General features: G+C 25.3%; 15 protein-coding genes and 1 pseudogene. 6 read left to right on the forward strand and 10 right to left on the reverse strand.

Annotated features, from left to right (window positions below; translation table 11 throughout):
• Both BN7997_RS15840 and BN7997_RS12540 read right to left on the reverse strand, forming a co-directional pair.
• Positions 1-401: pseudogene (locus BN7997_RS15840) on the reverse strand (IS982 family transposase); the annotation flags it as partial.
• Positions 402-533: 132 nt separating this feature from the next.
• Entirely contained in the window at positions 534-2,228 is a 1,695-nt protein-coding gene (locus BN7997_RS12540) for a M3 family oligoendopeptidase (RefSeq protein ID WP_071121091.1), read from the reverse strand.
• Positions 2,229-2,414: 186 nt separating this feature from the next.
• Between BN7997_RS12540 and yidA the strand changes: the two genes are divergently transcribed.
• Positions 2,415-3,227: a sugar-phosphatase gene (gene yidA / locus BN7997_RS12545; protein ID WP_071121092.1), complete on the forward strand. Its 813-nt coding sequence runs from the start codon at positions 2,415-2,417 to the stop codon at positions 3,225-3,227.
• 233 nt (positions 3,228-3,460) lie between these two features.
• Here yidA and BN7997_RS12550 read toward each other — a convergent pair whose 3' ends face one another.
• The 3 genes from BN7997_RS12550 to BN7997_RS12560 all read right to left on the reverse strand — a co-directional run bounded on the left by BN7997_RS12550 (position 3,461) and on the right by BN7997_RS12560 (position 7,149).
• The gene (locus BN7997_RS12550) at positions 3,461-4,324 is read right to left on the reverse strand and encodes an Rpn family recombination-promoting nuclease/putative transposase (protein ID WP_071121093.1); all 864 of its coding nucleotides are present in this window, start codon (positions 4,322-4,324) and stop codon (positions 3,461-3,463) included.
• A gap of 542 nt (positions 4,325-4,866) precedes the next feature.
• The gene (locus BN7997_RS12555) at positions 4,867-6,108 is read right to left on the reverse strand and encodes an IS256 family transposase (protein WP_071120551.1); all 1,242 of its coding nucleotides are present in this window, start codon (positions 6,106-6,108) and stop codon (positions 4,867-4,869) included.
• A gap of 213 nt (positions 6,109-6,321) precedes the next feature.
• Positions 6,322-7,149: a hypothetical protein gene (locus BN7997_RS12560; RefSeq protein ID WP_071121094.1), complete on the reverse strand. Its 828-nt coding sequence runs from the start codon at positions 7,147-7,149 to the stop codon at positions 6,322-6,324.
• 265 nt (positions 7,150-7,414) lie between these two features.
• On the opposite strand from BN7997_RS12560, the gene BN7997_RS12565 reads away from it, so the two are divergent.
• Complete coding sequence (locus BN7997_RS12565) at positions 7,415-7,966, forward strand: helix-turn-helix domain-containing protein (RefSeq protein WP_071121095.1); 552 nt, start codon at positions 7,415-7,417, stop codon at positions 7,964-7,966.
• Between the two features lie 372 nt (positions 7,967-8,338).
• Here BN7997_RS12565 and BN7997_RS12570 read toward each other — a convergent pair whose 3' ends face one another.
• On the reverse strand, positions 8,339-8,590 hold the full coding sequence (locus BN7997_RS12570) for a Mor transcription activator family protein (RefSeq protein ID WP_071121096.1): 252 nt from the start codon (positions 8,588-8,590) through the stop codon (positions 8,339-8,341).
• Between the two features lie 143 nt (positions 8,591-8,733).
• Between BN7997_RS12570 and BN7997_RS12575 the strand changes: the two genes are divergently transcribed.
• On the forward strand, positions 8,734-9,396 hold the full coding sequence (locus BN7997_RS12575; protein WP_071121097.1) for an N-acetylmuramoyl-L-alanine amidase family protein: 663 nt from the start codon (positions 8,734-8,736) through the stop codon (positions 9,394-9,396).
• A gap of 321 nt (positions 9,397-9,717) precedes the next feature.
• Here BN7997_RS12575 and BN7997_RS12580 read toward each other — a convergent pair whose 3' ends face one another.
• Together BN7997_RS12580 and BN7997_RS12585 are read right to left on the reverse strand one after the other, a co-directional pair.
• Positions 9,718-11,097 carry a cation:dicarboxylate symporter family transporter gene (locus tag BN7997_RS12580; protein WP_071121098.1) on the reverse strand — a complete coding sequence of 460 codons (1,380 nt, stop codon included), beginning with the start codon at positions 11,095-11,097 and terminating at the stop codon, positions 9,718-9,720.
• Positions 11,098-11,242: 145 nt separating this feature from the next.
• Positions 11,243-11,842, reverse strand: a complete 600-nt coding sequence (locus tag BN7997_RS12585) for a helix-turn-helix domain-containing protein (RefSeq protein WP_071121099.1) — start codon at positions 11,840-11,842, stop codon at positions 11,243-11,245.
• 248 nt (positions 11,843-12,090) lie between these two features.
• Between BN7997_RS12585 and BN7997_RS12590 the strand changes: the two genes are divergently transcribed.
• From BN7997_RS12590 to BN7997_RS12600, 3 genes are read left to right on the forward strand one after another with little or no spacing between them, the layout of a single operon-like run.
• On the forward strand, positions 12,091-12,312 hold the full coding sequence (locus BN7997_RS12590; RefSeq protein ID WP_071121100.1) for a DUF1659 domain-containing protein: 222 nt from the start codon (positions 12,091-12,093) through the stop codon (positions 12,310-12,312).
• Between the two features lie 29 nt (positions 12,313-12,341).
• A complete protein-coding gene (locus BN7997_RS12595; RefSeq protein ID WP_071121101.1) occupies positions 12,342-12,569 on the forward strand; it encodes a DUF2922 domain-containing protein in 228 nt (75 codons plus the stop codon).
• Between the two features lie 41 nt (positions 12,570-12,610).
• Positions 12,611-12,757: a YvrJ family protein gene (locus BN7997_RS12600; RefSeq protein ID WP_071121102.1), complete on the forward strand. Its 147-nt coding sequence runs from the start codon at positions 12,611-12,613 to the stop codon at positions 12,755-12,757.
• 174 nt (positions 12,758-12,931) lie between these two features.
• Here the strand turns inward: BN7997_RS12600 and BN7997_RS15845 are convergent, their stop codons facing one another.
• On the reverse strand, positions 12,932-13,099 hold the full coding sequence (locus BN7997_RS15845) for a hypothetical protein (RefSeq protein ID WP_195906824.1): 168 nt from the start codon (positions 13,097-13,099) through the stop codon (positions 12,932-12,934).
• Between the two features lie 458 nt (positions 13,100-13,557).
• A complete protein-coding gene (locus BN7997_RS12605; protein ID WP_071121103.1) occupies positions 13,558-14,574 on the reverse strand; it encodes a hypothetical protein in 1,017 nt (338 codons plus the stop codon).
• Positions 14,575-14,917 lie beyond the last annotated feature (343 nt).

Here is a 14,917-nt window from a genome sequence, read left to right on the forward strand (position 1 = left end):
TCACATACAGGAATAGGCATACTATCTATAACTCTTATATTGTTAGAGTAAAGTTGCATAAATTCAGATATATATCCTCTTATTTTAGATATTACTAAATGTAAATTTCTTTTAGTTCTATTAAATCTAGTTCTATCTCCTAATCTTGGAAATAGTTCTTTATATTCTCTTTTTAATAAACTAAAAAATGATTTCTCTGAGTCAATAGTTAAAAGTTCTCCAACTATACTAATAGTAATTATCTCACTATCTGAAAGTTTGCTATCCTTAATATTACGTCTATTCATTATACCAATAGGTATAATTTCATTGTATATATCATCTATAATTACAAAAATATTTGTAAACAAATCTGTTAAATTTTCTAACTCCTGGATATAATAATTATTAAGCTCCAACATCATATAGTAAACCTCCTTTAAATTAGTATTGATAATCTTAGGTTGCTATATTTGTTGGAGTTTTATTATTGAAAAAATTAACTAGCACAACGAGTTAATTAACTTTTTCATGTTAGTTTATTATTTAACTGCCTAAAGAGACTTATCATCAACATTATCTATCCAATTTTCTATAGTTCCTATTACACTTTCAACACATCCATCTTCAAATGGAGATATTAAGTTACCTATTTTAACAATCTCTAAGAATGATTTAGTTCCTCCGACTTTGCATATATTTAAGTAATCATTCCATCCGTTTTCTTTATCTTCTCTTATTTTTTTCCAAAATTGAAGCGAACATATTTGAGCTAATGTATAGTCTATATAATAAAATGGATTTTTAAATATATGTCCTTGCTTAAACCACCATGTTCCTTTTTCTAAAAAATCACATCCTTCATAATTTTTATGAGGTAGGTATTTTTTTTCTAATTCTCTCCAAGTATTTTTTCGTTCTTCTTTTGTCATATTTGGATTTTCATATATATAGTGTTGGAATTCATCTACAACTATTCCATAAGGTATAAATTTAATAGCTGATCCCAAATGTATAAACTTATATTTTTCAGTGTCTTCTTTAAAGAATAAATCCATCCAAGGCCATGTTATAAATTCCATACTCATAGAGTGTATTTCACAACTTTCAAATGTTGGGAAATTTATTTCTGGCATATCAATCCAAGTTGACATATATAATTGAAATGCATGACCTGCTTCATGAGTTAATACATCTATGTCATCTGAAGTTTGATTAAAGTTTGAAAATATAAATGGTGCCTTGTAGTTTGGTATATATGTACAATACCCTCCTGCTGCTTTTCCTTTTTTAGTTACTAAGTCCATAAGCTCATTTTCCATCATAAAATCAAAAAACTCTTTAGTTTCCTTTGACAGTTCTGAATACATTTTTTTACCACTTTCCATTATATATTCAGAGCTTCCCTTTGGAGTTGCATTTCCACTTGAAAATTCAAACCCTTCATCTACATATGTAAGTTTATCTAATCCTAATCTTTCTTCTTGTCTTTTATAAAGCTTACTAGCAACAGGTACTATATATTTTAAAACTTGAGATCTGAAATTTTTAACCATTTCAGCATTGTAATCAGTTCTCATCATTCTTATATATCCTAATTCAACGAAGCTATCAAAATTTAATTTCTTAGCAATTGTAGTTCTTATCTTTACTAATTGATCAAAAATATCATCAAATTGCTCTTCATTTTCTTTAAAGAAATTATAATATGCGTTTGATGCTTTTATTCTAACATCTCTATCTGTTGATGACATGAATTTTCCCATACCAGATAGATTTCTTTCTTCTCCTTCAAAATCTATTTTTGCAGATGCTAATAATTTAGTGTATTTAGAACATAATTTATTTTCTTCCTGTAAATCCTTTATTATCTCTGATGAAAAAGATTTTAAAGAATAATCTGCTATATCTATAAATTGCTTTCCAAAGTCTTTTGCTATATTATCTTTGAATTTAGAATTTATAACTGACTTATAAAATAATGAATTTAATTCCTCATATAATGGAGAATACTCATCCCAATACTCTCTTTCTTTTTCGTAAAATTCATCTAAAGTATTTATGCTATGTCTTATAGATGATAATGTAGCCATAGTTTCTACATTATTTCTAAGTATATTAAGTTTTTTTATGTTTTCTTTTTGTTCTTCATATGTACAAGAATTATTTATCTTATCAATTATACTTATAAATTCTTTTTTAACTTCTTCATATATTGGTCTTTCATATTTATAATCTGAAAATTTCATAATATCACTCCTTCATATTAATTATATCCTAAGTTGTATGTTTTTTTATATATCAAATAAATAGTTTAATCAATAGATTATTAAGTGTATATTTCTGTAACTAAGTAATGTTAATTTATTATTTATAAAATTAATAAATATTGATATAATTATTTTAAGTTTTAAATATATACTCTGGAGGGAAATATGTATAAATTAATAGCTTTAGATATTGATGGTACGTTATTAAATAGTGAAAAAAAAATAACAAATGAAGTTTTTAATTCTATTCAAGAAGCAAAAAAATCTGGTGCAAAAGTAGTTTTATCTACTGGTAGACCATTACCTGGGGTTACACCTTTACTTGATGAATTAAACTTAAATGATGATGGGGATTATGTTATATGTTTTAATGGTGCTGTAGTTCAAGAGGTTAAGAGTAAAAAGATTTTATCTAATATTGAAATGTGCCATGATGATTTTGTATTAATAAATAATTTAGCTAAAGAGAATAATACTCATGTACATATAAATACGCCAACTAATCTTATAATACCAGAAGAGACTCCAAGCAAATATACAATACATGAAGCAACTCTTAATAATATCGATATAGTTTCTATGAATGAAGAAGATATAAATGATGATATAACATTCTGTAAGATAATGATTATAGATGAACCTGAGAAATTAGAAGAGGTTATAAAAAATATACCTAAAGATTTATTTGATAAGTATACTATAGTTAGGTCTGCTCCATTTTTCTTAGAGTTTTTAAATAAGAATGCTAATAAGGGTACTGCTCTTGAAGCTCTATGTAATACTATAAATATACCTTTAAGTAAGTCAATTGCTGTTGGTGATGAGGAAAATGACCAACATATGATAAAAATGGCTGGTCTTGGTGTTGCTATGGGTAATGCTAGGGATAGTATCAAGGAGATTGCTAATTATGTGACTTGTAGTAATAATGAGCATGGCGTGGCTAAGGTTATAGATAAGTTTATATTAAATAGATAGTGTTAATTAGACTGTAAGTAAGTTTTTGAAATATAATGTTACCTACAGTCCCTTTTTATGATGATATTATTTTGCTAGGATATTTTAGCTGACTTTGAGATAATGTTGTAATAAAAATAACCATACCTTTGTATTTTCAATGATTTGAATTATAAGGTATGGTTATTTTATAATTTTATATACATTATTTGTAATATATTAAAATTATTCACTACATCTTATATATATTTATTCTACTTTTTCATTACTGCAATATCTTCTATTTCCTTTATACTAAGCCCTGTCTTTATAGATATAGTTTCTATATCAAGTACATCTAAAAGTGATTTAGCTATTTCAATAGCTTTATTTCTTTCTCCTTTCTTAATTCCTCTTTCCATCCCCTTTTCCTCTGCATTAGCTAAAGCACTTATCTCATCCCTTATAGATTTCTCCCTTATAAAATATAACGCTCTTTCTTTTTCATCCATACTCAATCTATAAAGTTCATCTTTAGCTTCTCTAATTTCTTTATTAGTCATTTCTAACTTTCTTACTACTTCACTTTCAGGATCCCTTAAAAACTCTACCCATCCCTCTAATACATCTACTATATCTTTTTCTGAGTTTATCTTTTTAAGTTTCGGTATTTCTATAAAATGAATTTCTTCTAAATCTGTTAATTCTTCATTAGTTTCAATTTCCTTTAATCTATATCCATTATGTAACCTATCATTTTTTAAATATTTAAAATCTAATATATTTATGCATACTGTTCTACACAGCTTATCATATCTATCCCCTTCTTCTAGTTGCTCTTCATATAATTTGCTCCAATAGTATAAACTTCTTTGTATCATATTGTATTCATTTTTTAATTGAATTTCTATATTTATAATTTCATTTTTACTTGTTACTGCCTTTACATCCAATCTTGAAAACTTATCCTCTATGTACGACTTATCTATATCTGTATTTTTTATTTCAACATCTGTTATATTATTTTTAGGTTTTAGTACTGCATTTAAAAATGATATTAACACCCCTGGATGTTTCTCTGAGCCAAATATCTTCTTAAATACAAAATCTATTTTAGGATTTAATAATCTTCTTTCCATATTAATATCTCCTTTTTATTTTTGATTTTATTATATCATATCTGTATTTTATTAGTATTATTATTTGGCTCTGTTAGACAATTGTGTGATTAATTATATAGAGATGGTTTATAATGCTGTGAATTAATGATAAGATGTAAAAAGTACACAATTGTTATATAATGCGAATAGGGGGGGTAGAAAAAAGAAGTGAAAATTATGGTGGGTGTATTGACGAAGCTACATATGACTTCTTATAGTTTTTCTGTTACAAGATATTTTTGATAAAAATATTTAAAATTTTTATATGTACAAATATGATTTTGGATTCTACATTAGAAATGTATAATCAGGATAATAATCATTATATACTCAGATGTAAATTTGAGAATGTCTATAGATTTGTGTAAATAAGATTTTTTATAATTTATATTACTGGAAATTTCAAATTCCAGTAATATTTTTTTATTTTTGAGAAATACTAATACTGGAATTCTTTACACAATTATTATGTGTTTAATTTAGTTATTTATACACTAAATTTTCCATAATTTCAAAAAAATTTATATTGTGTAAGAGTTAGGTATCCTTTCTCCAAACATAATTGTAAGCTGTCCTAAAGTAGACGCCCAATTTTGGTTTGGAGAGGTCCATTTCTCCATAATTTTCATGGTAGATAAATATAGTGATTTTCTTAGTGACTCATCTGTTGGGAATACAGTTCTTACCTTAGTATATTTTCTTAACTGTCTATTAAATCCCTCAAGAGCATTTGTAGTATAAATAATTCTTCTAATTTCATGTGGATACTCAAAATACGTATTCAGATTACTCCAGTTATTGTACCATGAATCTATTACAACAGAATATTTTGAATACCATTTTTCCTTAAGAATATCTAAATTTTTAAGTGCTGTTTCTTCGTTAAATGCCCTATAAACACTTTTTAAATCTTTCATAAACTCTCTCTGATCTTTTGATGCTATATATTTAAGAGAGTTTCTAATTTGATGAACTATACAAGTTTGAATACTTACATCTGGATACACAGTTTTAATTGCTTCAGGTAGACCTTTTAAACCATCCATACATGCAATTAAAATATCATCTACGCCTCTATTTTTCAAATCATTACAAACTGATAGCCAAAATTTTGCGCCTTCTGATTCACCAATCCAAATACCTAATATATCTTTTTTTCCTTTCATATCTAAAGCCATACATATATATGCTGCCTTTGAAACTATTTTATTATCATCTCTTACTTTAAAATGCATAGCATCCATATATACGATTGGGTATATTTCATTAAGTTCTCTGCTTTGCCATTCGGCGGCAGCCTCTACAACCTTATCTGTTATCTTAGATATCATTGCAGGAGACACATCAATGCCATATAGTTCTTCCATTTCAGATTGGATATCTCTTACACTCATACCACAGGCATAAAGACCTATTATTTTTTTATCTAGTTCATTACATACAGTTTCATACTTTTTAACAACCTTCGGTTCAAATTGTGCTTTTCTATCTCTTGGTATATCTAGGCCAACTTCACCAAAACTACTTTCAATAGTTTTAGAACTATATCCATTCCTATAGTTTGGATTAGCTTCATTACTTCTTTCATGTCTTTCTCTTCCCAGATGCTCTTCCATTTCTGCTTCTAGCAATTGTTGGATAATATCTTTGAACAGCTTTTGCATTAATCCATTTTTACCAACTACATCTTCCATGGTTTTACATTTTCTTACTTCAGCTTGGTAGTCTAAATCTGGAATAATTATTTCTCTTTGATCTTTCATTTCTTTACCTCCAAAAGTTTAATATGAATATTATTCCAAACTTACCAATTTTACATTCAAAAAAGACTGTAGGTAAGTTTGTATTTACACAAAACTACCTACAGTCCCGTAAATTCATGCTTATATTGATTAACAATTTTGACGTATCAAATTACTAATAAAATAGATAGCTATACAAAATGAATGTATCTATCCATTTTATATAGCTATCTACTAAATTTTATCAAGTAATTTTTGTAGAGATAATTTTAAGTTTTTTACAAATTTATCTCTAAGCTTAGGTGAAATATCTAAAAGTGATAGATAAGGGTTTAAGTCCTCTAATTCAACTAATAAAAGTTTACCATTATTATCTCTACAAGCATCAACTCTTTGGATTCCATGATTTATATTATTCCACTCGATAAAACTATTTGCAAAATCTAAATCTTCTTTAGTTGCTTTGTATTCTTTAAGTTCCCATCTTCTATTTTTATCAGGAGCATAAAGGGCATATTGGAACTCTTTATCTATAAAATAAAATGATACTTCATACTCAAAGTTTATAAGTGGTTGAATTAAAGTATTTTTATCATTTTTATCTACTCTTCTTAAAAGAACTTCTTTAGATAAAAACTCCATACCTATAGAATCAGCACCATCTTTTGGTTTTATGACATATGTTTCAACCTCTGGAAGTTTAGAAAAATCATTTATAGTATCAATAGTCTTTATAACATCAAAATTTTTCTTTGTTAATTCAATTAAATAATCTTTTCCATTCATATCTCCTTTGCCATTAAAAGAATTATATGTTTTTAAATTTTTTAATTTCACATTATTTCTAAATAGCTCATACTCATCTTTAAAATTAGCTACTGGACCAGCATTTCTAAATATAGTTAAATCAAAATCATCTGTAAAACTATTCATATCCTTAGGATTACAGATAACTAAATTAAAATCTTTTCTTAATTCTGAAGTAAGAAATAAATCTTCTTCATAATAAAGTCTTCCTTTTGCTTCATAATATAAATCTGTAACAAATAGTATTTTTTTCATCGAGTATTCCTCCATTAAATTGTATATTTTATTACTTATATAATTTGAACCTATAACAAATAATATCTACTAATAAATAAAATTTTAATTTAAATACTAAAAAAAAAGTAATATAATTATACTTATAAACAGATAAGTTATAGGGAAATAATACCAACAATTCGATATATCGATAAAAATTTCGGTATATAAGATTAATAGTATTATAAATTTAGAAAATAATTATGTCAAGTATTAATAAACTAAAAAGGAAAGAAATTAATTTATGAGAGATATTAATATCAATATTGGAAAAAATTTAAAAAGTATTAGAAAAAATAGAGGGTTAACAATAGAGGAACTATCTACTAATTCTAATGTAAGTAAAAGTATGATTAGTGAAATTGAAAGAGGTATTAGAAATCCATCAATAACTGTTTTATGGAATATAGCAAATAGCTTAAAAATACCTTTAAATTATTTCTTAAAAGAAGAAAATAGTCATACTGCAAAAATATATAAATTTTCTGAAAAACAAGCTATTGGAGAAAATGGTTATTCTTGTTATCCATTAGTAAATTTTGATAATGATAAAAACCTTGAAATTTATTTTAACGAATATCTTCCAAAATCTAAAACAGAAGAATCAGCTCACTATGAAAATGTAGAAGAATATGCACTAATAACATCTGGAACATTAACATTAAATTTAAACGGTGAAGAATTTATTGTTAATGAAGGAGAGGTAATACATTTTATAGCGAATAAATCACACTATTATTTTAATAAAACAGATACTATAGCTAAAGCATTCATATTAATGTTTTATCCAAAATAGTATTCTGAAACAATATTAATAAATTACGAAAATAGTTTACATAAAGATAGCTATACAATGGAAACTCCAATATGTATAGCTATCTTTATTACTTATTTATCACACAATTATCTAACAGAGCCTATTATTTAAATAACTACACTCATATCAAATATTTTAATTAATATTATAATTTACTCATTTTCTATAAGTTTTTAGCATCTTTTAGAAAAACATATAGATTACAAGACTTAATAGTACAAAATAAAAATAACCATACCTTTGTATTTTTAATGATTTGAATTATAAGGTATGGTTATTTATATAATTTGATATATATAATAAATTATTCTTAATGTATAACAATTGTAATTTAAATACGTTCTATTTTCTTTATTTATTGATAATATTTCTAACCTGAATTTCACTTATTCCATACTTCATAGAAATATCTTTGTAACTTCCCTTAAATTCATCTCTTATCATCCTATTTCTAATAGGCTTAACCAAATTACTTTCATTAGGAATATACAAATTACTCCCACCAGCCAACTTAACCAAATCCTTAAAAGCATCCATACCTATAACCTCAACCACATCCTTAACACTATCAGGAACATCACTTTCAGTTAAAAACTCCAACATACTATCCCTCCTCATAAATTTAATCATATATATAAATTCGACACCTAATAATTAACCTCCTACAAAATAATAAAATCCTTATATATCAAACTTAATAAAAAACATTGTAACCTTTAAGAAAACAACTAAAGGAGGAATAAACTATGAAATGGTATCTAGACTTTGGACATGGAGGAAAAGATCCTGGAGCAATCGGTCCTACAAATTTAAAAGAAAGTGATGTAGCTTTAAAAATAGGAATGATAATAAAAGAAAATCTTGAAAATGCACTTGAAAAAGTAATAACTACTCGTGAAGATGATAAATACTACTCACTAGACTATAGAACTAAAAAAGCAAACAACGAAAACTGTGACTACTTTATAAGCATACATCTAAATTCAGCAACTAACTCATCTGCAAAAGGATGCGAAGTATGGCTATATAATGAAAATAGCAAACTTAAAAATTTAGCTAACAATCTATGTAATAACCTATCAACTAAAATGGATACACCTAATAGTGGAGTTAAATACTCTAAAAATTTATCAGTACTTAAAAATACTAAAATGCCATCTCTTTTAATTGAAATAGACTTTATATCAAATAAAGAAGTAGAAAATAATCTAAGAAATGATAATCACCTAAAAAACATAGCCGATACAATATCATCTACTCTACTTTCATTTGTAAATAAATCTATTGTTGAAGATAAAGTATTTTATAGAGTATGTATAGGCTCATTTAGCAATAAAGATAATGCAGTAAACCTTAAAAATGAAGCTATTTGTAAAGGATTTAAAGATACTCATATATACACTACCTAATAAAATTTTTATAAAATACTTTAATATAACATGGCCTTAAAACTGTAAATAACCATACCTTAGTATTTTCAATAATTTGAATTATAAGGTATGGTTATTTATCTAATTTAATATAAATTTTTCAAAATATTTTAAAACTATGATTTTTATTAATATAAATTTTTAATACTTTTATCATAAGTATTAATACATATATTCAAACCCGTACACTGATAATAGCATAATAAAATTTATATATGCTAAAACCATAAAATCCCCCTATTTTTCTAAACCGACATTATATTAAAATTCCCAACTACTTACTGTCTAATTAATCCGTTTTTATACTATATCTTCAACAAATTCATTTTTACATACTTTTCCAAGTGAATTTGCAACTGTTATAGCTGAAGTCATTGTTCCATTAACATTTAGCATAGTTCTTCCCATATCTAGTATCGGATCTATAGCAAGTATTCCTCCTGCTAATTGGAAATATGAACCTAACCCTAGTCCTGATAAAACTACTGATACAGCCATAGTAGCCGTTCCTGGAAGACCTGCTATACCTAAAGAACTTATAGTTATTACTATTAATGCCATAGCATAAAAACTAAAGTCCATGTTTATACCTGCCATATTTGCTATAGTAACTATCATAAGTGCTGGATATATGCCTGAACATCCGTTAAGCCCCATATTTGAGCCTAAACTTCCAATAAAACTTGCAGTTCCTGATTCAACCCCAATATTATCAGTTAATGCTTCTATTGTAACTGGTAATGTAGCTAAACTTGAACGTGAAGTAAATGCCAGTAATAAAGCTTTAGATACATTTTTTAAATAAGTTATTGGATTTACTCCATTAAATGTTACTATTATTAAATGAACTACAAACATTATGATAACACTTACATATAAAGCTATTATAAAGTTTAATACTTCAAATATTGACTCTATACCATTTTGTGCTATTGTATTAGCCATTAATGCAATAACTGCATATGGCATCATTTTAATTATTGTTATAGAAACACTTACTATTATCTTATAAAAAGCTTCAATTAAATCTACAAATGGTCTTATTAGCTCACTATATTTTTTATTAAGTCTTTTTATTGCATTTCCTATAAATGCTGCAAATATAACTACTGCAACTATATTTGCATTTGCCATAGATGCTACTATATTTGAGGGTAATAATCCTCTTAAGGTATCTACTACTGAACTAATCTCTCTTATTTCAGTAGTACTAGTTACAACTTTAGTACCAATACCTAATTTAAATAAATTACCTACAATTAGTCCTATTGATGCTGCTATAGCCGTTGTTCCTAATAACATTAATATGGTTCTAGATGTTAATTTTCCCAAATTCTCATCTTTATTCATATTCATAATAACTCTTATTATTGATGTTAATACTAATGGTATAACTAACATCTTTAATAAATCCATAAATCCATATCCCACAAGACCATACCAAGTAGTTACTTCTTTTAGCCAACTAATTTGTGTTGGGTCTTTAGGAAACTTAGCTATGTACTGAATTATAAATCCTAAAATTGTACCCATTCCCATTGATACTAGCATTAACTTAGTGAAATTTAAACTTTTCTTTATTTTGTTGATTACAAAAAATAGTCCTATTAGTAATGCTATAAATAAAACTGTATTGATATTTGAAATCATCATAAATTCCGATAAAAATGTACTTCCCATATTAATCTCCTTTATTTTATTATCATTTTGATAATTGCTATTATACTATTATCAAAATGATAATGCAATAATAATTTATATAAAAAATAACCATACTAAATTATTGAAAACATTTTAGTATGGTTATTTTTATATTATTAAAAGTTTACTCACCAGTTTTTATATTATATTTTTTCACTTTTCGATACAAAGTAGCAATTCCAATGTTTAAAGCTTTAGCTACTTGTTTCATTTCTTGAGTATTACTGCCGTACTTATTTATTGCTTTTTCAATTTCTTCTTTTTCTAGTTGTTCAACAGTTTTTATTTCTGCTTTATATAATTCATCTAATTTATATGATATTAAGTTTGACATACTATTTATAAATGCACATAGTTCTTGGTCTTTAGAAAGAATTTTATTTTTTTGTTCTTCTGTAAAGGCAGCAATTCCTAAAATCCCTAAGTTATTACTTCCTAGCATTATTGGAGAGCAAATATCTACTAATTCTTTGCAATCTTCTTTATGAACACAAATTTTACAATTATCTTCTAAATCACGATTAATAATATAAGGCTTCTGTGACTTTAATACTTTTGAAAAAGCTGAATGATCTGAAATTTTTTCATATATTTTATCCTTAAAGACGCCTGTTCCAGCAATTCTAATTAAATCTTTAGAAACTACAGTTACATCAACATCTAAAACAGTACATATATTTTCACATATACTTTGTATATAATTAGTTATATCGTCAAGTTTCACTTTTAAACCTCCCAACATATTTTTAGTAAAAAAGTGGTTTTCTTAAGTATATCATAATATGAATAATAATTATTATTAAATTTAATCTTTTACAAATTCTTATTTATTATAGCACTCTTTAATTTCATTTATTAGCATTTAATATATTTTACAAAGTACGTATAAAATTTTTTTATAAAATACTTTAATATAACATAAAATTAAAACCTCCTATACTTATATTAAATAGTAAATAAGGAGGTAATAACATGGCTGTTACAACTATGAATAACCCATCTAGCTTAAGAGTAAAGTTAGATGCTGGACTAAATGATTCTACTGGGAATACTATAGTAAAATCTAAAACTTACTCTAATTTAAAACATGATGCTAATAATCAAGATGTATATGATGTAGCACAAGCTCTTATGGGATTTCAAGATTATCCTGTACTTGAAGTGTTAAAGCAAGACTCTACAACTTTAGCGTAATGCATGTAAAAAAGAAGGGAGAATAAATTATGGAAACTACTAAAAAACTTATTATGTCATTTTTAACAAGTAATGATAGAAAAGTATCTTTATCAGTTGATAACCCTAGAGAGGATATTACAGAAACAGAAATTAAATCAGCAATGGACTTAGTTGTTGAAAGAAATATATTTGCTCCAAATGGTGGTGATATAGTAGCTACTGTAGAAGCTAAGGTTGTAGTAACTGATACTACTGAGTATGATTTGGTGTTGTAATATAAAATGGTTGGCATAGCTTTTTTGAAAGGAGTATTTTTTTGGAGTTTGATTTACAAAATCTTATAGCGTCTGTTGGTTTTCCTATAACCCTTAGTATGTATTTACTTGTAAGGATTGAAGGTAAATTGCAGACTCTATCTGATAGTATAAATGAGTTATCTAAAAATATTATAAGTATGAAATAATATAAATTTAGTTTGTAGTTATTATATATTGCAAAATAAATTTATATAAAAATAATTAAAATATGATATAATAATATAAATAAAAAATACTCAGTGCTGCCAACACTGAGTATCCTTAGAACATTTATTTTGTTTTGGGGCTATCAGATTATAAATAAAAAATATTTCAAGAATTTAGCGCTTATCTTTGCAGGATGGGGCGCTTTTTTCTTTGCTTTTAATTTCTATATCAAGTCCAATTACTTTGATTTTAATTCTTATGTAATTAAAAAATATGCTACTTTTTATATTTAAGTTAATAAAAACTAACAAAAGTAGCATTACTAATATAAATTCAAGCATATCTGATACCACCTCCTTTGAGCATAGTGAAAAATCACTGATAACCCATGGAGGATAAAAATATTCAAAAAACCCCCGTAGCCATCCACCTACGGTATTAACTTTATCAGTATACCATAAAGTTAAATTAAAATATAGTTATAAATATTGTTATATTCATAACTTTAATATATTGATATTACAAATATTCATATTATTGAAAGGAGTATTTTTATAGAGTTTGCTTTACAAAATCTTATAGCTTCTGTTACTTTTCCTATAACTCTTAATATGTATTTACTTGTAAGGATTGAGGACTCTATCTGATAGTATAAATAAATTATCTAAAAATATTATAAGTATAAAATAATTTAAGGAGTGTATATCATAACTAAATATACACTCCTTAAATTTAAGTAAAAATTAATCTTTTATACTATCACTTTTTCTCCTTAGCAATTTGCTTAATACATAAGTTATCATTTATTTTTACAATAATAATTATAACTATCTTCAAGAAGTATGTGTCTTTCTGAACTTCCAATTTCACTTAAATTACTTACTAAACTTAATCTCATCTGCATATCAAAAAATGAAAATATATAAATAAAGTTATTTAAAAGTGTATTAAAATCTAAATTTCCTTCAATCCATTTTCTACTTACACTGACTCTGCATATATTTTTATCAACTGAATATATTACAGGTTCTTCTTGATTTTTATCATATGTTACTTCAACTTCTGTTTCTATACCTGTGCTATTTTTAAATATTTTATTACTCTCCTGTATATACCTACCCTTTGCTTTTAATTTAATTTTGTCACTAATATTTAATTCTTTAAATTTATTTGGAAAATTAATTACCATTCCAAGATATCTTAGATTAACATTTTCAGATTCAATATATTTAACAATTATTTCCTCTTTGTTATTTTGAGTTAATGATTTAGGTAAATATATTTCATCTCTATTTTGATTTTTTTCATATATATATTTACCAATTATAATTTCCGCACATTCACTATCTTCTATCATATATTTAGTTATAATTTCATCAAATTTTTTTACTATTTTTTCATGTTTAAGTATTAAATTATAATGAAAATTAGGATTATTTAATAACTCTTCAAAGTCTAAATCTTTAATATTATTCAAAATATCATCCCGTTTTATTAATTCAAAAAAATCTTCTCTATATATAAAATCTACTTCATTATATAAACTTAAAAAGCTTTCTTTATTTTTTCCATTAAACTTCCCTATTCTTCTTTGTATGATCTTTAATACCTCATCAAATTTTTTATTTGTTTCATTTATAATTCTTTCTTTAATCTCATTATCTTTACTAAATTTAATTATATTAAAATATTCTAATACATCATTTATATTATATTCTTCTATTTCATAATTAAAGTTATTAGTAAAATTAATAATATTATTTATATTCATATTAGTTGTAAGGTCATATTTAGAATAAATTTTAACTCTGTCCATACTATTTCTCCTAATGCATAAATATTAACACCTATATTAATTTATAAAAACTATCGTCTCCATTTATAATATTTTATAATATTCAAAATCATTTCTTAAATCATATAAGTATACTTTAAATCTTATTTATTTTAAACAATTATAAAAAATTCGCTTCGCTCATGTCGCCAACGACTTCGTCCGTTGCTTGAGCCACTGCGTGGGCGAAGCATTTCAAAATCTTTTTTTACGCTCAAAACCAGTTGATTGATATTACTTACATTCAGAAGTTATCCACATTTTTTAAAATATTATAATATCCTTAAGCGTAAAATATAACGCGTCATACTTAAATAATGACGCG

Source organism: Romboutsia timonensis (assembly GCF_900106845.1).
GTDB lineage: Bacteria > Bacillota > Clostridia > Peptostreptococcales > Peptostreptococcaceae > Romboutsia > Romboutsia timonensis.